The sequence below is a fragment of the Pedobacter aquatilis genome, assembly GCF_032678405.1.
Lineage (GTDB): Bacteria > Bacteroidota > Bacteroidia > Sphingobacteriales > Sphingobacteriaceae > Pedobacter > Pedobacter aquatilis_A.
Genome location: NZ_JAVTSJ010000002.1, coordinates 702,033 through 721,878, shown reverse-complemented (window position 1 = coordinate 721,878; position 19,846 = coordinate 702,033). Strand labels below are relative to the sequence as shown.

Sequence of the window (19,846 nt, the reverse complement as noted above, 5' to 3'; positions counted from 1 at the left end):
CACCTACATAATACTAATTACGCAATACAGACGGGCAATTGTCCGTCTCTAAAAAAAAGAAAATGAAAATTACAGACATATCCATAAAACGACCGTCGTTGGTAATTGTGGTTTTTACCGCACTAACCTTGATGGGTTTATTGAGTTATTTCTCATTGGGATACGAGCTTTTACCTAAGTTCTCTCCAAATGTTGTATCTATCTCAACTATATATCCTGGTGCTTCGCCAAATGAGGTAGAAAGTACAGTAACTAAGAAAATTGAGGATGCGGTTTCTTCGATGGAGAACATCAAAAAAATCAATGCAAATTCATATGAAAGTTTATCGGTTGTTATTATTACGCTTACCGATAAAGCTGAAATTGATATAGCATTGAATGATGCGCAAAGGAAGGTTAATGCCATTCTTGCTGATTTACCTGATGATGTAAAACAACCCTCATTGAGTAAATTCTCATTAGATGATTTCCCGGTAATTACCATGTCCGCTTCAGGAAACATGGACGATATTTCGTTCTATGATTTGATGGACAAGCGTATTGCACCAATCATTTCCCGTGTTCCGGGTGTTGCCCAGGTGAACTTAATTGGTGGTTCAGAACGTGAAATCAAAGTATCATTGGATGCTAAAAAGATGCAGGGTTACGGCTTATCTGTTCCTGCGGTTCAACAGGCAATTTTAGCTTCCAATTTAGATTTCCCTACCGGAAGTGTAAAAACCAAAGCGCAAGACATCCTGGTTCGTTTATCTGGTAAATACGCTAACGTAGCCGAAATGCGTAACCTGGTAGTAAGCACCAGCAAAGATGGCGCTCAGATTCGTTTAGGCGACATTGCTGATGTTCAGGATACACAAAAAGAAACAGAGAAAATTGCCCGTATTAACCGTGCCAATTCCATTGCTTTACAAATTATTAAACAGAGTGATGCAAATGCGGTAACAGTAAGTGAGGGAACTAAAAAAACCATCGAGCAACTTAAAGCCGACTATAAAAACATTGGCTTAGACATTAAGATTGTTAACGATAGTTCAGTTTATACTTTGGAATCAGCTGATGCCGTAATTCACGATTTAATGCTGGCGGTTGTACTCGTTGCAGTGGTAATGCTTTTCTTCCTGCATAGTTTACGTAACGCCGTAATTGTAATGATTTCGATTCCGGCATCCTTAATTGCAACCTTTATCGGTATCGCTCTATTTGGCTATACATTAAACCTGATGTCGCTACTGGGTTTATCCCTCGTTGTAGGTATTCTCGTGGATGATGCCATTGTGGTTCTGGAGAATATTCAGCGCCATATGGAGATGGGTAAAAACAAAGTAAGAGCTGCTTCTGATGCGACCCGCGAAATAGGCTTTACGGTTGTTTCCATCACTTTCGTAATCGTGGTAGTGTTCTTCCCTATTGCTGTAAGTACGGGTATGGTAGCCAACATTCTGCGCCAGTTCTGTGTGGTGGTAATTATCTCAACTTTATTATCGCTGGTAGCTTCATTTACCATAGTACCACTAATTTTCTCTCGTTTTGGTAAATTGGAACGTATAGAAGGTAAAAATTTGTTCGGCCGTTTTATTTTATGGTTTGAAAAACAATTGCACCGTTTTACAAAATGGATCACCGGTTTACTTGAATGGACATTAAAACACAAGGCACTTACTTTGGTAATGATGGTTGTGATGTTCTTCTCTTCATGTGGTTTATTGGCTGGCGGATACATTGGTTTTGAGTTTTTCCCGAAATCGGATAAAGGTGAGTTCTTGTTGCAAATAGAAATGCCTAAAGACGTTTCATTAGAGCAGACCAACTTCTACACACAAAAAGCCGAGGATTACTTAAGCAAACAAAAAGATGTTATCCAAACCATTACAACGGTTGGTCAATCGAGTGAGGGTATGGGTGCAAGTACATCTACTGCTTACAAATCGGAAATTAACGTTAAGCTGAAGGATAAGAAAGAAAGAGGCAACATCTCTTCTGATATTATTTCAACAACATATACCCGTGAGTTAGAAAAAATACTGGTTGGAGCAAAAATTAAAACCGTTCCGATTGGTATCTTAGGAACTGCAGATGATGCCCCGATCCAGTTTGTGGTAATGGGTTCTGAATTAGATAGTGTTTTGGCTTTCGCACAGAAAGCGGAAAAAGTATTGGCTAAAGTTCCGGGAGCAACACAGACCAAGCTATCAGTTGAGAAAGGAACACCGGAAATTAACGTTAAGGTTGATCGTGATAAAATGTCGGCCTTAGGTTTAAACCTTCAAACTGTCGGGGCAACCATGCAAACTGCCTTCGCAGGGAATACAGATGGTAAATTCCGTCAGGGCGAATATGAATACGATATTAATATTCAATACCAGGATTTCGACCGTAAAGACATCGATGATGTACGTAACCTTATCTTCACTAATCAGGCAGGCCAGCAAATTAAACTTTCGCAGTTTGCCGAAATTAAAGAAGGCTCGGGACCAAGTTTATTGGAACGTTTAAATAAATCGACATCAGTAACGGTGAAAGCACAAACAGTAGGTGTGCCTACCGGAACAGTTGTTACCAATTTCCAGAAAGAATTGGATAAAATGAAAAAACCTGCCGGCATCAGCTTCTATTGGGCTGGTGATCAGGAAAACCAGAGTGAGGGTTTTGGTACATTGGGTATTGCTTTATTAGCGGCTATTGTATTGGTTTATTTAATCATGGTTGCCCTTTATGATAGTTTTGTTTATCCATTGGTAGTTATGTTCTCTTTACCACTGGCCTTAATCGGGGCTTTGCTTGCCTTAGCCTTAACCAATAACGCCTTAGGTATCTTTACCATTCTAGGTTTCATTATGCTGATGGGCTTGGTAGCAAAAAATGCGATTATCCTTGTCGATTTTACCAACCAGATGAAAGCGCAGGGCAAATCTACACACGAAGCTTTAATCCTTGCTAACCACGCACGTTTACGCCCGATTTTAATGACAACTATTGCCATGGTAATTGGTATGTTGCCTATTGCATTGGCCAGTGGTGCCGGTGCCGATTGGAAAAACGGCTTGGCCTGGGTAATTATTGGTGGTTTAACCAGTTCATTATTCTTAACTCTTGTGGTGGTACCAGTTATGTACCAGATTTTCGACAACATGCTTCATAGATTTGGATTCGATAAAAAAGGTAAATCAATTGACGAATTAATGGTTGAACCTTATGACCATAAAGATGTTAATGAATACGATTTAGATCACGGACATTAATATAAAAACATCAAGATTAACAATCAAACCCGGAGCTGCCTCCCAAAAGGCAGCTCTTTTTTTATATCATATTTTTTTTGAAAAGAAGGGCTTGCATTTCATAGTTTACTGTAGCCGGGCTGTTCGCTAAATCTTTTTTGCTCGAGAGCAACTCACGAAGTCCGCATAAAAATTAAAAGTAAACTTCGCAAGTCTTATTATTGAGCAAAAAAGAATATCGCTTCCATCCCGTTTATGCACACGGTATCCTGCAAAAACCCTGAAACAAAACAAAATATTATATCCATTTGTATATTAGTGATATGCTTAAAATCATCCTCAGCGCATTACTTGTAAATTTTGCACTAATCGCTTACGCTCAGCACCCTCCGGTTTTCGACGCAATGACCTCCGATTCTTCTTTCATTAAGATTTACGATTTAAACATCAACCTGGTTAAATACAGCTACAAACCTAACGGCATCAGGTTCCTAGTTGTTCACGACAATGAAGATACGGGTGTAAAGGCAGGTTTTGAGTATATCCGCTGGAGCGGTGGAGAATTGGTAGATAGTCAATACGGTGGTGTTCGCGATTATAACTTCAGTTTCATGGATGATATATATCGGATCGACCCGAATGCGATCTACACCGAACGCGGCATTAATACGAGGTTAAAGAAGGATGAATTCAGCTCCAGCGAAGTGGAACAAGCATTAAACGCTGCCGGAAAACAGATTATAAATTTTTATGATCCTACATCATTAGGCTATATTTTAACCCTGCATAATAATGCCGATGGTGGCTTTGGTATATCTTCTTATCTACCCGGATATGAATTATCCAGCGCAGCTGATTCTGTGTATATTAATTTTGAGATGGACCCCGATGATTTACTATATGTAACCGATTTGAGGCTTTTTAACAGTTTAAAAAAGGCAAATGTTAATGTTATGCTCCAATCTAAATTTGTAGAAAACGATGGCTCATTATCTGTTTACGCCATGCAAAATAACATCCCCTACATTAACGTTGAAGTACAGCATGGTCATTTTGATGAAAATTTAAGGTTAATCGAACTTGCAATAGCTGCTTTAAAAGAACATAACCTTATAAAAAAGCCCGACTGATCTTTTTATTATGCTATAGCCTTAATTTTGGCAACTAAAAAGCTAACAAACAAACCAAAACAACCAATAACCGCATAAGAATATTGCAGGCTTGATAAGGCAGAAATATAACCAATCAGCGGGGGCCCCATCAGAAAGCCCAGGTAACTTACGCTGGAAACCATGGCAATCGCAATACCAGGGGCTACTTTTCCATTTTTCCCTGCAACACTATAAACCGTTGGCACAATGCTCGATACACCCAATCCGACAAGCATAAACCCAATAGTAGCCGGAATAATATAGGGCAGAAATACAGAAAGAAACATACCACTTGATATTATTAAGCCACTTATTTGAATTGTCTTTTTTCTTCCAACCTTTTCAATAATTTTATCACCAACGAAACGTCCGGTTGCCATCATCACCATGAAAGATGCATAGCCCAGAACCACTAGCGATGAAGGTGCTTTAACAATTTCCTTAAAATAAACACCACTCCAATCGAACATGGCGCCTTCGGTGGCCATACTGCAAAATCCTATTACACCAAGTTGCAGCAATGCACCTTCTGGCATGGTAAATAACTTTGGTTTTCGCTCAGTTTTGGCACCCTTACCAGGTACCAGGTGTTTGTAGTTTAACAACACATTGATCCAGATTAAGCCGACGATAATCCAGAAATGATAATATGGATTAATGTGAAGATTAATCATCAGCAACCCCACCAATGCCCCGGCAAAACCGGCAATACTCCAGGCACCATGAAATGAAGTCATAATTGGCCGCCCAAATAATTTCTCAGCCTCCGAACCTTGAGTATTTACTGCAATATTGCACATGTTACCAACTATACCGAATAATAGCAGAAAGCAGGCGAGTTGCCACTGCGCCGTTGCCAGCCCGAGATTGCTTAGCGCTAAAACATATAATGGTGCCGTAATGGTTAAGATTTTTTTACTCCCATATTTGGTTACCAACCTGCCTGAAACCGGCATCGTTACCAGTTGTCCTAGCGGCAAAGCAAGTAAAATACTACCTAATTCACCATCCGATAAATTTAAGCTATGCTTAATATCAGGAATCCGGCTTGCCCATGATGCGAAAGCAATTCCCTGCCCGAAATAAAATAAAGAAACCGCAAGACGAATGCGGTTTGGAGAGCTTTGTACTACAGGTTTTATTTCTGTTTGATTAGTTATTTCCTGATTTGTGTTTACTTCTTCCAAAATACAATTTTAAATGTGAGCGGGATTACGATGCAAAGGTCTTTAAATCATTTGTAAATCGGAAAAATTTTACCATTTATAACACATCTTTTTGCCAACAAAAAAGCCGGCTAAAATGCCGGCTTTTGTATTTGAAAAGTAATACTAAAACAAGGTTAGTATACCCTACTTTACATTAAATATGTATCGCTCTGTTATCGGTTGCAGCTAGGGCAGCTTCTTTTAACGCTTCAGTGTATGTTGGGTGAGCGTGGCAGGTACGTGCAATATCCTCAGCAGATGCGCGGAATTCCATTGCAATGACCGCTTCAGCAATCATATCTGCGGCACGCGGGCCAATCATGTGTACACCTAAAACCTCATCAGTTGCAGCATCAGCCAACACTTTAATAAAACCGTCGGTATCCATACTTGCTTTCGCACGGCCACTTGCTTTAAAAGGGAAAGAGCCCGCTTTATATTTTGTTCCTTTTTCTTTCAATTGTTCTTCGGTTAAACCCACAGAAGCAACTTCTGGCCAGGTGTAAACAACACCCGGAATCAGGTTGTAATTAATATGAGGTTTTTGTCCGGCAATGGTTTCCGCAACATAGGTTCCTTCATCTTCTGCTTTGTGGGCTAACATTGCACCCGTAATAACATCACCGATAGCATAAACACCTTTAACCGAAGTTTCTAAGTGTTCGTTAACAGGAATTTTCTTTCCTCGTTCTTCAACTGTAATGCCAATTTTATCTAATCCTAAACCTTCAGTATAAGCCGTACGACCGACTGCTACGATGCAATAATCAGCTTCTAAAGAAATGGTTTCACCTTTTGGTGTTTCAGCAGTAACGGTTACTACCTTACCTTTTGTAGTTGCGCCAGTAACTTTATGTCCCATGTAAAATTCCATCCCTAAAGATTTCTTTAAAACACGCTGAAGTTCTTTACCTAAACCGGCATCCATTGTACCAATAATTGACGGTAAAAATTCAACTACTGAAACTTTGGTTCCTAAACGGGCATAAACCGATCCCAATTCTAAACCAATTACACCACCACCGATAACAACCATCGATTTTGGCACTTCTTTAATATTTAAGGCTTCTGTTGAAGTAATGATACGTTTTTTATCGATTGGTAAAAATGGCAATGCTGTTGGTTTAGAACCTGTAGCAATAATTACATTTTTGGCTGATAAGGTTTCTGTTGAACCATCACTTTTAGTAACAAGGATAGTATTTTTATCCACGAATGAGCCAACGCCTTCAAACGAGTCGATCTTATTTTTCTTAAACAAATAGGTGATACCAGCCGTATTTTGCGCTACAACATCATCTTTACGGGCGATCATTTGTTTCATATCAACTTTAAGATCTTTTAAGTTGATACCGTGAGTAGTAAAAGTGTGTGCAGCATTGTGAAAGTGCTCTGATGAATCTAACAAAGCTTTTGACGGAATACAGCCAACGTTTAAGCAGGTACCTCCAAAAGTTTTATATTTTTCTATAACTGCAGTTTTTAAACCTAACTGAGCACAACGGATTGCGCCTACATAACCGCCCGGCCCAGAACCGATAACAACGACATCGTATTGCATAATTTCTTTAGAATTTTGATTGTTCAAATGTAGGGAAAAAAGCCCGAAAGCTGAAAATACAAAAGCTTAAAGCATAAGGCTAAAAGCATAATTTCTCGTAAAAACTGTTTAAAATCTGACAATTCTAATTTCGTTATAATATGAGCTTGGTTACAACGAAAACAGGCTTCGAATTATCGAAGCCTGTTCCTTACTCATTTTTTAAAAATTTTGAGGCGATCGTTTAAATTTAAAATTGGTATGAGGCAGATGCACTTAATATGGCACCGCTAGAAGTTCCTTCTTTCTTTAATTCCCCATCAACATAAATTTGCGCTTTAAGCGTTGAATTCGCATTTGCACCTGTAGCACCCGACGCAATATTCAGCGTGATAGTTCCTGCGGGAACTGTAATTTCAGGACTAGTCCAACTAGTACCACTTAAACTTGTTGACGTTGTCGCATTTGAATCATAGCCATAAACAACGGTTGAGATACTGCTTCCAGCTGATGCTTCGAGTTTAAACACAACTTTATGCGATGTTTTAGACGGACCTACTTCGTTATCTTTTTTACATGCGAATAAGCTCGTTACCATTACAAAGGCGACAAATGAAAGCACCCAGGTTTTAATTTTTCTGTTTTTCATAATTAGATTTCAATAATAGATACGCAAATAAACGAAGACACGTTCTACCATACAATAACCTTAAATTGGCATTTTTTTCTACCTGCTTTCAGGTATATTTTTGTCCAAATTTCTATTTAAGAAATAAACCTTGCATTTTTATTTGAATGAGAAATCACATCTTCCTACTCCTTCTTTTTATCAGCATTAGTTATAGCGGCAAAGCACAACTCAGTAAAAGTGATCAAAAATATGTAGACAGCTTAAATAAAGTGTTAATCGGAAATCTTCCGGATAGCGCTAAAGCTGCTGCCAGTTTTAACTTGGTAAGTTTTTGGGCTGACACCGATAGCTTGAAAGCTGTTACAGCATTAAATAAAGGACGCAAATTTGGCGGAAAGGACCCTTTACTATCTGCAAAATCATTCTGGTTTGAATCAATGGTATATCAGGATCGTGATTACGAAAAGGCACAAAAGCTATTGATAAAGGCAGATGCTCAGCTACAAAAATTTGAAAACAAGAAAATCTACAAAACCAGATCAATGGTGTGGCATAACTACAGCCTGATTTTGCAACATAAAGATGATATGAAAGGTATGATTGATATCTTAATCCATCGGGTTATACCATTATCAAAAAAGGCCGGCGATAAGGTATTTCTTGGTACGGAATACATTTCTGTGGGAACCGTCTTTTCAAACCTGGGGCAATTCGAAAAAGCAATTCCTTATTTTAATCAGGGTATTAACCTCTTAAAAAATGTTCCGCCAGGGCAACGTTACCTGCTCATTAATGCCTATATCTCTATTTCAGACAATTATTGCCAAATCAAAAACTATAAGTTAACCAATTACTACCTCAACCTTACTAAAACTACATTACAGGAATCAGAAGGCAGTGAATTCGGATCAACACTCGACATATTTTGGCTTGAATACTACAAAGGATTAACGCGTTATTCGGTTGCGACAAAAAAATATACCGAAGCTTTAGCGAGTGCGCAAAAAGCAATTGAACTCGCAACAAAAACAAAAGATAATTACTCTTTACAGGAAACACTTTTTGAAAAATACAAAGTTTTCTTCGCCCTAAAAAAATATTCTGAAGCAAAAAACATACTACTTCAAATTATCGACAAAGCCGAATTTAACTCATTGGCCACGAATTCACAAGCGCTAAAACAATCAATGGCTGAAGTAAATTTTGCTACGCACGACTTTAAGGAAGCTTATTTATGGCTAAAGAAAAGCAACGACTTAAAAGACAGCTTGGATGAAAATAAATTGAAAGAAGATATTAATGCACTTGAGCTTAGGTATAAGGAAAAAGAAAATCGACAAGAAATTGCAAACCTAAATATAGATAAGGCACAAAACGCTTTAATAATAAAGAAGAGCAAAACAACAACATTATTACTAATTGCGGCCTCCTTTTTTCTATTAGTCATTATTATCTTATTACTTATATACTATCGCAACTACAAAAAACTTGCAGAACAACGAGCCATAAACTTCCAACAACAAGTAGCCGATTTGGAGCAGAAGCAACAGCTAGAAATTGGCAGGGCAATGCTTAATGCTGAAGAAAAAGAACGAAATCGGGTTGCTCAGGATTTACATGATGGTTTGGGCGGAATGCTCTCAGGTTTAAAAATAAATTTATCTAACTGGGCAAAACAGCGGGAAACGGAACTACCTGATGTAGAATTACAGCGTATTGTTAAACAATTGGATGGCTCTGTTACAGAACTTCGCCATATTGCCCGAAATATGATGCCTCAAACCTTGCTTAAGTTTGGCCTGGAAGTCGCCTTAAAAGACCTTTCAGAATCGGCAATGAGCAATGAAGTTCATGTCGATTTTCAGGCTTTAAACATCTCAAAAAACATTGCACTCGAAGAACAGATTATTATTTATAGAATCGTACAGGAAATGCTTACCAACACGTTGAAACATGCTAAAGCCAGCGAAGTAGTATTGCAATGCAGTGAGAATGAACATTATTTTTATATAACAATTGAAGATAATGGTATTGGTTTTGACACCGCTATCTATAAAAAAGGCCTGGGACTGGAAAACATTAAAAATCGTGTAGCCTACTTAAGAGGTTCATTCGAAATTGATTCTCAACTGGAAAATGGCACTACAATAAACATAGAAATTCCGATACGTTATGAGTGATAAAATTAGATTGGCCATCGTTGATGATCACCCTATTGTGATTCAGGGAATAGTTTCCCTCATTAATAATCTGGAAAACATGAATGTGGCTGGCAGTTTTGAATCTGGCGCAGCGCTCATCGATTTCTTAACAACCAACAAATTAGATATAATTTTATTAGATATCATGTTGCCGGATATTAATGGTATTGAATTATGTGCCCAGATAAAAAAAATATCGCCGGAAACGGCAGTTATTGCGATTAGCAACCATACGGAGCGAAGCATCATCATGCAAATCCTGCAAAACGGCGCTAGTGGATATATTCTTAAAAATGCATCTGTAGAAGAACTTCAGGCTTGTATGGAATCTGTCTTAAAGGGTGAAATTGCCTTTAGCAAGGAAGTAATCGAAATTATTGCAAAACCATCGGTTAATGATTTAAAAGGACGGCCCAAGTTTACTAAAAGGGAAAAACAAATACTTCAGCTAATTGCACAGGGAAAAACTACCCCTATTATAGCTGAAGAATTATTTTTAAGTCCACTTACTGTAGAAACTCATCGAAGAAATATGATGCAGAAACTCGATGTTAAAAATTCTATTGAACTAATAAACATTGCTACCGAGCAATTGCTGATTTAACTTTAAGGTATTACTTCAAAAAGAAAAAACTGCTGTGTTTGGGTTTTAGAGAAGTTGTTATCTACACAAAAAATTAAGCTATCATGTCCATTAGGTAATTTTGGCCCAAAGGTTATACCCTCGAAATTATCAATATGCATATTTAAGGTATCGAAATCGAAGAGTAATTTCTTATTCAATGGTTTTGGTGGATTCTTAACGAATGACTCATTATTGATTTCATTTTCAGCATCCTTTAAATCAACAAGATAAAGTTTTATAAAGGTATGATCGTCATGCCCTTTAGCCCAGGCCCTTTCCATTACTAACAAAGTATGCTTATTAACGGCAAGGATTTCTGAAATGCCGTTAATATTCCAATCGCTTTCAACAGTTGGGTTTACCGGCAATTCGCCAAGGTTATAGGCATACTGGGCTACATTTTGCTTTCTTGCAACATCAAATTTCAAAATACGCGTTAAAGCTTTATCGTAACCAAATGCTGCCTGCCGGCCATCCTGGTATAAGGGTTCTTCTAAACTTGCATACAAACTTTTATAATTATCAGCATAGCTTAATCCTTCAAAAAAGGCATTTTTGCGTACACCAAAAGCCTTTTTTGTGATCTGAAAGCCCTTAGGCATTGGCACGGTATCTAAAAATTTGCCATCAACCGAGATAAAAGTTAAAGCGGGCTGAACAATTGTAGTATCAGTAGGACGATATAATCTTTCACCTTCATTACTCCAAACTAATCTGTTCCGCGTTGGATCGAACCTTACCGACTCTGCATCGGCTTTCGAATTTTTACCGTACTGATATTTTGGATATTCCTCCCCATTCTTTTGTAAGATAAATTTAACACCCGTTAACTGGACAGTGTCTATCTTATTATCTTTAATCTCAATTTTTGCAGTATAAATTCTTGCCGGGCTAAATTGCGATGGGTCATCACTAATTAAAAAATATTGGTTGCTTTTCACATCATAATCAATTCCCGATAAACCACCAACCAAAGTATTTTGAAAGTTTTGGTTAAGTGGCATTACATAATCGCTCAGGAATTTTATTGATGATATAGTAGTTTCTTTTTGAGTAGCTATGTTTTTATTAACAGAGCAAGAGGTCAGCGATAAGCAAAAAATGATATAAACAAGCTGAATGCTAAAGGATAGTCTTTTCAATTTCATTCGTTTTAAGCTGTAAAAATATAGATTTTGATTAAATAAAAAACCGCTTCGATATTAAATCGAAGCGGTTTGAAATTATAATTAATACTTATTAAAAAAGCTTTCCTATTACACGGTAAGTTGTTGTATTACCATTAATTACTTCTTCATAATAAACATCATCAGGAGAAACATAATATTTTTCATTTTTAATAGTCACCTCCCTGCACCCTTCTGGCAGCACATTAATGATATCACCAATCTGATGTGTGTCTATCGGGCCATCGGTCGTATTTAACACCCCGTCTTTTCCGGCAACAATATAAACTGCCTTACCGTCTTTGTTAGTACCTTGTGTGTAGTAAACACCTTTATATTCGTAATAATCAACACCATCAATGGTTACCAGATTTGCATCTGAAGGCAGGTTTGGTACTTCTGCACCAACTGGTGGTACAACCACCTGGTAATTATCATCAAACTGGCGGTAAAATAAACCACCTGAATAATAATACTGGTCTGGCCCGTAGTAAAAAGGATAATAGCCGAATGGCAATACATTTAAACGGAAACCGATAAATGGCCTGTAATAATTATAATAGCCATAATATGCTCTGCCTCTGAACCCCGGGCGATAGCCATAACCCGGGCGATAGCCATAGCCAGGTCTGAAACCCGGATTTGGCCGGTATCCGGGGCGTTCAGGTCTTCCGGGGTTAGGCCTTCCTATACCTGGGCCGTAACTACCGCGGTTTGGTGCCTGGGCAATCCGGTTTCCTGAAGGTGCCTGCATAGATGGCTGCCTTGAACCACCGCCCCTTGATGGTGCAACCGAACCTGAGCGGCCACCACCATCACTGCTTCCTCCTCTACTTGGTCTTTGAGCACTTGCATGTTCAATGCTTAAAGTTGTCACCATCGCTGCTACAGCGAAAACAACCAATCCTTTATTTAATAAGCTCTTCATTTTATTATGTTTAAATCAATTGTATATATGACGATGAAAATTTGCAAAAGATTATCGCTTAACAATATTTAACTAAATTCTGATAATGGAATGACGAATCTATTATTTCACATCCTAACAAACCTTTTACGGGATGTTTTTTCTAATCAACTTTGATTAATCCTATATTTAAATTTTATTCCAAAAACCTAAACAAAATGAACTTCAGCAGAATTTTCGGCCTCTTAATTTGTTTGTTTTTATCAAATGAATTATTGGCCCAACAATCCGATTCGGCATTTGTAAGAGAGAACTATACCAAAATAGAACGTCAGATACCCATGCGTGATGGTGTTAAACTTTTCACCTCAATTTATATACCCAAAAATCAAACCAAAAAATACCCTTTTCTGATTAACAGAACACCTTATACTGTTGCGCCATATGGCGAGGATAAGTACAAACTTAGTTTAGGTAATTTCCCGGCAATGATGCATGAAGGATTTATTTTTGTTTACCAGGATGTTCGCGGTAGATGGATGAGCCAAGGAACTTTCGAGGATATTCGTCCGCAAGCATTAACCAAAGGAAAAAATGCAATCGATGAAAGTACCGACACTTATGATACAATAGATTGGTTGGTAAAAAACATTAAAAACAACAATGGCAATGCCGGTATTTATGGCATTTCGTATCCAGGGTTTTATTCAACAACATCATTGCCAAATGCACACCCGGCGCTTAAAGCGGTTTCTCCACAGGCACCTGTTACCGATTGGTTTATCGGTGACGATTTTCACCATGGAGGCGCATTATTTTTAATGGATGCTTTTAGTTTTATGAGTGGTTTTGGTGTTCCAAGGCCGAAACCTATTACGCCTGATAAAGGCCCTAAAGGCTTTCAATTCCCCATTCAGGACAATTATCGTTTTTATCTGGAATCAGGTTCAGTTAAGAACTTAAAAGACAAATATTTTGCCGACAGCATCAAATTCTGGAATAACTTATTTAAACATCCAAACCTTGATACTTTTTGGAAAGCCCGCTACATCCTTCCGCATTTAAAAAATGTGAAACCTGCAGTAATGGTAGTAGGAGGTTTTTTTGACGCAGAGGATGCTTATGGAACATTTGCAACCTATAAAGCCATCGAGAAGCAGAATCCTGGAGCAAACAACATATTAGTTGCAGGCCCATGGTTTCATGGCGGATGGGTTCGTAGCGATGGTTCCTTTCTGGGTGATATTAAATTCGGAAAAACAACCAGTATTGATTACCAGCAACAATACGAATTGCCTTTTTTTAAACATTATTTAAAAGGTGAGGGTGATTTTAATGCCGCTGAAGCAAACATTTTTGTAACCGGAAGCAACGAATGGAAAAAATTCAGCGCCTGGCCACCTAAAGACGTGGAAACAAAAAATCTTTACTTACAGCCAAATGGAAAACTGGCTTTTGAAAAAGTAGGAAGAACCGATAGCTGGGATGAATATGTAAGCGACCCAAATAATCCGGTGCCATACCAGGACGGTGTACAGGCAAAACGTACCCGAGAATACATGATTGACGACCAGCGCTTTGCAGCCCGCAGGCCCGATGTAAAAACTTACCAAACAGCTGTTCTAACCGAGGACATTACCTTTACCGGCCCTGTTTTGGCCAATCTCGTGGTATCGACAACAGGAACTGATGCAGACTATGTAGTGAAGTTAATTGACGTTTATCCTGAAGATGAACCAAATCCGACTCCAAACCCGGAAAACCTTATTATGGGTGGTTATGAAATGCTTGTTCGTGGCGAAATTTTACGTGGTAAGTACCGTAACAGCTTCGAAAAACCTGAGGCTTTTGTTCCGGGAGCAATTACAAAAGTAAACTATGCATTGCCTGATGTGGCCCATACTTTTAAAAAGGGACACAAAATCATGATTCAGATTCAAAATTCGTGGTTTCCTTTAGCAGATAGAAATCCACAGAAATTCATGGATATCTATCAGGCTGAACCTTCAGATTTTCAAAAAGCAACACATCGCATTTTCCATGATGTTTCCAATAGTTCTTATATAAGTGTATCTGTTTTAAAATAATAAACAATGAAATATATCCGTTTAATCATCTCCGTTCTGGTTATATCAGCTTCAGCAAGCTTTGCTCAAACCAACGGCAATTACCCTAAAGAAAACTTTACAAAAAAAGAAGTTTACATAACCATGCGTGATGGTGTAAAACTATTTACCGCTATTTATACACCTAAGGATGCAGCTAAGGATAAGAAATATCCGATGATTATGCAACGCACCTGTTATAGTATAGCGCCATATGGCGAAGACAAGTTTCCTGCCCGCTTAGGCCCGTCAGAGCTAATGATGAAAGAAGGATATATTGTAGTAATGCAGGATGTTCGCGGACGTTACAAAAGTGAAGGCACTTTTACCAATATGACACCTGTTATCGATAACAAAAAAGCAAAAACTGATATTGATGAAGGCTCAGACACTTACGACACCATTGACTGGCTCGTAAAAAACATACCAAATAATAACGGTAGAGTTGGTCAGTGGGGAATTTCCTACCCGGGATTTTACACCGCAGCAGGTATTTTAAGTAACCACCCTGCACTTAAAGCCTCATCGCCACAAGCGCCGATTTCTGATTTTTTCTTTGACGATTTTCACCATAACGGCTCATTTCTTCAAAGTTACTTTTTTACATTTCCAACATTTGGCGTACAAAAAACAGGACCAGAAACTTCATCATGGTTCAACAACCAAACTATTAAGCCTAATACAAAAGATGGCTACCAGTTTGCCCTTGATTTAGGCCCGCTTAGCAACGCAGATAAGTATTATAAGGATAATTTTTTCTGGCAGGAAACAGTAAATCATCCAAATTATGATGAGTTCTGGCAGAAAAGAGGCCTGTTAAAACACTATAATAATACGGTTAAACCTGCAGTTATGGTTGTAGGTGGCTGGTACGATGCGGAGGATTTGTCAGGCCCGTTGAATATCTATAAATCGATTGAGAAGAAAAATCCCAATGCATATAATACCATCGTAATGGGGCCTTTTGGTCATGGAAGATGGAGCCGGGAAACCGGACACACGATGCATAGCAATGTTTACTTTGGCGATAGTATAGCTACCTTCTATCAGAAAAACATTGAAGCTAAATTCTTCAACCATTTCTTAAAAGGTAATGGCGATAAAAATTCAGGATTACCTGAAGCATATATGTATGATACCGGTAAAAAAGGTTGGGAAACTTTTGATAAATGGCCTACGGAAAAAGCCAGCAAACAAAAACTTTATTTAAGCGCCCATGGAAAATTAACGATGAGTGCTCCCTCAACTGCTGGTTCCGTTAATTACATCAGCGACCCTTTAAAACCAGTTCCATATACGGAAGATATTACAACAACCCTTGGATTCACACCCCATAATTACATGAGTGAAGATCAGCGTTTCGCCGGACGCAGGCCAGATGTTTTAGTATTTCAGACTGATATTCTGGAAAATGATATCACCCTAGGTGGCGAAATTATGTCGCACCTAAAAATTGCCACAACAGGCACAGATGCTGATTTCATCGTAAAACTGATTGACGTTTATCCTCCTGATGAACCGAATAATCCTTATATGCCGAACAAAAACATTACCTTAAGTAACTACTGGCAAATGGTACGTTCGGAAGTTATGCCTGCTCGTTTCAGGAATAGCTTTGAAAAACCCGAAGCGTTGGTTGCTAACCAGAAAACAGATGTAAATTTCCGTCTTCAGGATGTATTGCACACTTTCAAAAAGGGGCACAGAATTATGGTTCAGGTTCAAAGTACGGCCTTTCCTTTATTTGCCCGTAATCCGCAAAAATTTGTAGATAACCCTTATAAAGCTACAGAAGCTGATTACATCAAAGCAACGCAAACTGTTTTTAACGACAGTTTTATCGAAGTTGATGTGATTAAGTAAATAACATCCAACATTGTGAGGCACGAAGCAATCTGAAACAAGAGATTGTTGTAAAAATAAGATTGCTTCATGCCTCACAATGACGAAAATGAAAATCAAAATGAAAAAACTGCTTATTATAATTGCATTTGCCTTAGGCATAACTACCTCCAATGCCCAAATGCTTGGAAAAAACCAGGTAAATTCCAGGGCCGACAGCCTTCGCGGCTTTCTCAGCCCCTTACGTACCTGTTATGATATCAATTATTACCACCTTGATGTTAAAATAGATATCGACCAGAAATCAGTTAGCGGAAGTAATGAATTTAAGTTCACGGCAACTCAGGATTTCACTAAACTTCAATTTGATCTGTTTTCCAACCTAAAAGTTGAAAAGGTAATCTATAATGGTGCCGAACTCCCTACAACAAGAGAATATAACGCTGTTTTTGTAACCTTTCCTAAAACAATAAAGAAAGGCAGCAAAGATAAATTTACTGTTTTCTATTCTGGCAACCCAACAGTTGCCCGCAATGCACCATGGGATGGTGGCTTCATTTTCAAAAAAGACGCTGCAGGGAATCCCTTTGTTTCGGTTGCCTGTCAAGGTTTAGGCGCCAGTGTATGGTGGCCAAACAAAGACCACCAGAGCGATGAAGTAGACAGCATGTTAATCAGCATAAGCGTACCGAAAGAACTGCAGGAAATTTCGAATGGCAGACTTAGAAATGTAGTCGATAAACCAGATGGTTACAAACAATACAACTGGTTTGTGAATAACCCAATTAACAATTATGATGTTACTTTTTATATCGGCAAATACGCACACTGGACAGATAGTTTTGATGGTGAAGCCGGAAAATTAAGCTTAGATTTCTGGGCTTTACAAGTAGATAGCGCTAAAGCCCGCCCGCACTGGGATGCTGATGTGAAGCCTATGCTTAAGTGCTTCGAATATTGGTTTGGACCTTATCCCTGGTATAAAGATGGGTATAAATTGGTTCAGGCACCTCATTTAGGCATGGAACACCAAAGTGCAGTTGCGTATGGCAATCAGTTTAAAAAAGGCTATCTCGGACGTGATTTAAGTAAAACCGGGCATGGTTTAAACTGGGATTTTATTACCATACACGAGAGTGGTCACGAATGGTTTGGAAATAGCATCACCTCAAAGGATATTGCCGATATGTGGATTCATGAAGGATTCACCAATTATTCGGAAGTTTTATTTGTAGAGTGCAGCGAAAACAAAGCAGCAGCAGATGAATATGCGATCGGGCTTCAAAAAATAATTCGCAATGATATCCCTGTAATCGGCCCTTATGGCGTAAATAAGGAAGGTTCAGGCGATATGTATCCTAAAGGCGCAAATTTAATACACACCATTCGCCAGTTAATTAATAATGATGAAAAATTCAGGCAAATTCTCCGTGGATTAGGAAAAACTTTCTACCATAAAACCGTTACTACTGCAGAAATTGAAAACTATATTTCGAAACAGAGTGGCTTAAAATTGGATAAAGTTTTCGACCAGTATTTACGCTACACTAAAATCCCTGTTTTAGAGTATAAAATCGACAAAGATGTTCTTTCTTATCGCTGGATTACTGATGTAAAAAGTTTTGATATGCCTGTAAGGGTTACGCTTAAAGCGGGCGCATATACCTTAATTAAACCTACAAACAGCTGGAAAACAATTAAAATTGATGCCAGCGTTACGGCTGATAATTTCAATAATGATCCGCTGTTTTATGTTGGCTTAAAAAAAGCCACCGAATAAGCTAAAAGCTTTATATCTTAAAACCCACTGCTAAATGCAATGGGTTTTATTTTTTAGTAAGATTTTTCTAAGAGAGTGCAACTTTTTAAAAACGCTGTCGTCTTATAATAAAAACCTAATCACATACACGCCTTAGATTTTCAAAAACGAAGGCTTAATTTCTACAACAATGAAAAAAATATTCTCAATTTTATTTGTGGCGGTATTGTTCACAACTAGCTTCAGTGCAATAGCAAACTTTCCTGTAACCACTAGCACATCAAAACTTTCGGGCGATGAGCGTGATGTTAAAAATTTTAGCGGCGTAGCTGCCGGCGGCCCAATTAATGTTGTAATTACGTTAGGAAGCACAGAGAGCTGCCGTTTTGAAGGTGATGAAGATGCCATCTCAACCTTAATTACAGAGGTAAAAGGAAACGTTTTGATTATCCGTCCACAAAACAGCTGGACAAGCTGGGAGCATAAATACGAAAACAAAAAAATTACAGCTTATGTAACTGCAAAAACCATAACCAGCTTAACGATGAGTGGTTCAGGAAACATGAGTGTTAAAGGAAATGTTAATTCAAAAACACTTTCTGCAACATTAAGTGGTTCAGGTTCGATTACTACAAGTGCTAACGTTGATGATTTTAACGGTGTAATCAGCGGCTCTGGAAAACTAAACATTAACGGTTCTGCAGATGATGCAAAAGTAGTAATCAGCGGTTCAGGTAATTTTTCCGGTAAAGGATTATCGGTAAATAACCTTTCTACAACAGTTAGTGGCTCCGGAACAATCGATATCAAGGCCGAACAAACCATCAGAGCGGTTATCAGCGGTTCGGGAAATGTTAATTACACAGGGAACGCTACAGTTGAAAAAACAGTTATCGGCTCAGGAAGAGTAAGAAAAATATAAATCAATTAAAAAAGATTTTTCAAACCCTCGAAATAACTTTCGGGGGTTTTTTATTGTTTTTTATCCCGTTACGAATAGAATTGCCATGCTTATAATTAACTTGGCAATAAATTCTTCGTCATGCTAACGGAAACATTAATTACCCTTTTTAAGAGAGATCTCAACAGACTTAAATATGAAATTGAATTATATAAAAACGAAGCCAATATTTGGATAGTTGATGGTGACATTTCAAATTCAGCCGGCAATTTATGCCTTCATTTGATTGGAAATTTAAACACCTATATCGGTGCTACTTTGGGCGGAACAGATTACATCAGAAATCGTCCACTTGAGTTTTCACTAAAAAATATTGCGCAGCAAGAACTGATCAGCAGAATAGAAGAAACAATAATTGTTATTGAAGGATCTTTAGAAAAAGTAACTCAAACAGAAATTGAAGAGGAATATCCTATGCTTGTGCTAGAACAAAAAACATCTACTGCATTTTTTCTCGTTCATTTGGCAACACATTTAGGGTATCACCTTGGCCAGGTTAATTATCACCGAAGGTTATTAGATAAATAGTCTT

14 protein-coding genes are annotated in these 19,846 nt (G+C 38.1%); 9 read left to right on the top strand and 5 right to left on the bottom strand.

The genetic code is table 11. The annotated features are described in order from the left end of the window. Positions 1 to 62 precede the first annotated feature (62 nt). Together R2R71_RS08645 and R2R71_RS08640 are read left to right on the top strand one after the other, a co-directional pair. A complete protein-coding gene (locus R2R71_RS08645; RefSeq protein WP_316830864.1) occupies positions 63 to 3,239 on the top strand; it encodes an efflux RND transporter permease subunit in 3,177 nt (1,058 codons plus the stop codon). Positions 3,240 to 3,541: 302 nt separating this feature from the next. Continuing rightward, positions 3,542 to 4,348 carry a hypothetical protein gene (locus R2R71_RS08640; RefSeq protein ID WP_316830863.1) on the top strand — a complete coding sequence of 269 codons (807 nt, stop codon included), beginning with the start codon at positions 3,542 to 3,544 and terminating at the stop codon, positions 4,346 to 4,348. 8 nt (positions 4,349 to 4,356) lie between these two features. On the opposite strand, the gene R2R71_RS08635 is transcribed toward R2R71_RS08640, so the two are convergent. From R2R71_RS08635 to R2R71_RS08625, 3 genes are all read right to left on the bottom strand, one after another. Then, the gene (locus R2R71_RS08635; RefSeq protein ID WP_316830862.1) at positions 4,357 to 5,556 is read right to left on the bottom strand and encodes an MFS transporter; all 1,200 of its coding nucleotides are present in this window, start codon (positions 5,554 to 5,556) and stop codon (positions 4,357 to 4,359) included. Between the two features lie 175 nt (positions 5,557 to 5,731). Beyond that, complete coding sequence (gene lpdA, locus R2R71_RS08630; protein ID WP_316830861.1) at positions 5,732 to 7,138, bottom strand: dihydrolipoyl dehydrogenase; 1,407 nt, start codon at positions 7,136 to 7,138, stop codon at positions 5,732 to 5,734. A gap of 229 nt (positions 7,139 to 7,367) precedes the next feature. After that, positions 7,368 to 7,766, bottom strand: a complete 399-nt coding sequence (locus tag R2R71_RS08625) for a hypothetical protein (RefSeq protein WP_316830860.1) — start codon at positions 7,764 to 7,766, stop codon at positions 7,368 to 7,370. A 146-nt stretch (positions 7,767 to 7,912) separates the two neighbouring features. On the opposite strand from R2R71_RS08625, the gene R2R71_RS08620 reads away from it, so the two are divergent. Then, the gene (locus R2R71_RS08620) at positions 7,913 to 9,928 is read left to right on the top strand and encodes a sensor histidine kinase (RefSeq protein WP_316830859.1); all 2,016 of its coding nucleotides are present in this window, start codon (positions 7,913 to 7,915) and stop codon (positions 9,926 to 9,928) included. Further along, a complete protein-coding gene (locus tag R2R71_RS08615) occupies positions 9,921 to 10,553 on the top strand; it encodes a response regulator transcription factor (protein WP_316830858.1) in 633 nt (210 codons plus the stop codon). The genes R2R71_RS08620 and R2R71_RS08615 overlap by 8 nt, the downstream gene beginning before the upstream one ends. Positions 10,554 to 10,555: 2 nt before the next feature. Here R2R71_RS08615 and R2R71_RS08610 read toward each other — a convergent pair whose 3' ends face one another. Both R2R71_RS08610 and R2R71_RS08605 read right to left on the bottom strand, forming a co-directional pair. Beyond that, the gene (locus R2R71_RS08610; protein ID WP_316830857.1) at positions 10,556 to 11,722 is read right to left on the bottom strand and encodes an esterase-like activity of phytase family protein; all 1,167 of its coding nucleotides are present in this window, start codon (positions 11,720 to 11,722) and stop codon (positions 10,556 to 10,558) included. A gap of 91 nt (positions 11,723 to 11,813) precedes the next feature. Then, positions 11,814 to 12,668, bottom strand: coding sequence for a DUF6515 family protein (locus R2R71_RS08605; protein WP_316830856.1), 855 nt, complete (start codon positions 12,666 to 12,668; stop codon positions 11,814 to 11,816). Between the two features lie 197 nt (positions 12,669 to 12,865). Between R2R71_RS08605 and R2R71_RS08600 the strand changes: the two genes are divergently transcribed. The 5 genes from R2R71_RS08600 to R2R71_RS08580 all read left to right on the top strand — a co-directional run bounded on the left by R2R71_RS08600 (position 12,866) and on the right by R2R71_RS08580 (position 19,842). After that, positions 12,866 to 14,734, top strand: coding sequence for a CocE/NonD family hydrolase (locus tag R2R71_RS08600; RefSeq protein ID WP_316830855.1), 1,869 nt, complete (start codon positions 12,866 to 12,868; stop codon positions 14,732 to 14,734). A 6-nt stretch (positions 14,735 to 14,740) separates the two neighbouring features. Continuing rightward, positions 14,741 to 16,615, top strand: a complete 1,875-nt coding sequence (locus R2R71_RS08595) for a CocE/NonD family hydrolase (RefSeq protein WP_316830854.1) — start codon at positions 14,741 to 14,743, stop codon at positions 16,613 to 16,615. A gap of 100 nt (positions 16,616 to 16,715) precedes the next feature. Beyond that, positions 16,716 to 18,374: a M1 family metallopeptidase gene (locus R2R71_RS08590; RefSeq protein ID WP_316830853.1), complete on the top strand. Its 1,659-nt coding sequence runs from the start codon at positions 16,716 to 16,718 to the stop codon at positions 18,372 to 18,374. A gap of 169 nt (positions 18,375 to 18,543) precedes the next feature. Then, positions 18,544 to 19,275, top strand: a complete 732-nt coding sequence (locus R2R71_RS08585; RefSeq protein WP_316830852.1) for a head GIN domain-containing protein — start codon at positions 18,544 to 18,546, stop codon at positions 19,273 to 19,275. 120 nt (positions 19,276 to 19,395) lie between these two features. Further along, positions 19,396 to 19,842, top strand: a complete 447-nt coding sequence (locus R2R71_RS08580) for a DUF1572 family protein (RefSeq protein ID WP_316830851.1) — start codon at positions 19,396 to 19,398, stop codon at positions 19,840 to 19,842. Positions 19,843 to 19,846 lie beyond the last annotated feature (4 nt).

What these genes read in the sequence shown, in the direction of transcription:
- R2R71_RS08645 (WP_316830864.1), top strand. Translation starts at nt 63, where the DNA reads ATGAAAATTACAGACATATCCATAAAACGACCGTCGTTGGTAATTGTG.
- R2R71_RS08640 (WP_316830863.1), top strand. Translation starts at nt 3,542, where the DNA reads ATGCTTAAAATCATCCTCAGCGCATTACTTGTAAATTTTGCACTAATC.
- lpdA (WP_316830861.1), bottom strand. Translation starts at nt 7,138, where the DNA reads ATGCAATACGATGTCGTTGTTATCGGTTCTGGGCCGGGCGGTTATGTA.
- R2R71_RS08625 (WP_316830860.1), bottom strand. Translation starts at nt 7,766, where the DNA reads ATGAAAAACAGAAAAATTAAAACCTGGGTGCTTTCATTTGTCGCCTTT.
- R2R71_RS08620 (WP_316830859.1), top strand. Translation starts at nt 7,913, where the DNA reads ATGAGAAATCACATCTTCCTACTCCTTCTTTTTATCAGCATTAGTTAT.
- R2R71_RS08615 (WP_316830858.1), top strand. Translation starts at nt 9,921, where the DNA reads ATGAGTGATAAAATTAGATTGGCCATCGTTGATGATCACCCTATTGTG.
- R2R71_RS08610 (WP_316830857.1), bottom strand. Translation starts at nt 11,722, where the DNA reads ATGAAATTGAAAAGACTATCCTTTAGCATTCAGCTTGTTTATATCATT.
- R2R71_RS08605 (WP_316830856.1), bottom strand. Translation starts at nt 12,668, where the DNA reads ATGAAGAGCTTATTAAATAAAGGATTGGTTGTTTTCGCTGTAGCAGCG.
- R2R71_RS08600 (WP_316830855.1), top strand. Translation starts at nt 12,866, where the DNA reads ATGAACTTCAGCAGAATTTTCGGCCTCTTAATTTGTTTGTTTTTATCA.
- R2R71_RS08595 (WP_316830854.1), top strand. Translation starts at nt 14,741, where the DNA reads ATGAAATATATCCGTTTAATCATCTCCGTTCTGGTTATATCAGCTTCA.
- R2R71_RS08590 (WP_316830853.1), top strand. Translation starts at nt 16,716, where the DNA reads ATGAAAAAACTGCTTATTATAATTGCATTTGCCTTAGGCATAACTACC.
- R2R71_RS08585 (WP_316830852.1), top strand. Translation starts at nt 18,544, where the DNA reads ATGAAAAAAATATTCTCAATTTTATTTGTGGCGGTATTGTTCACAACT.
- R2R71_RS08580 (WP_316830851.1), top strand. Translation starts at nt 19,396, where the DNA reads ATGCTAACGGAAACATTAATTACCCTTTTTAAGAGAGATCTCAACAGA.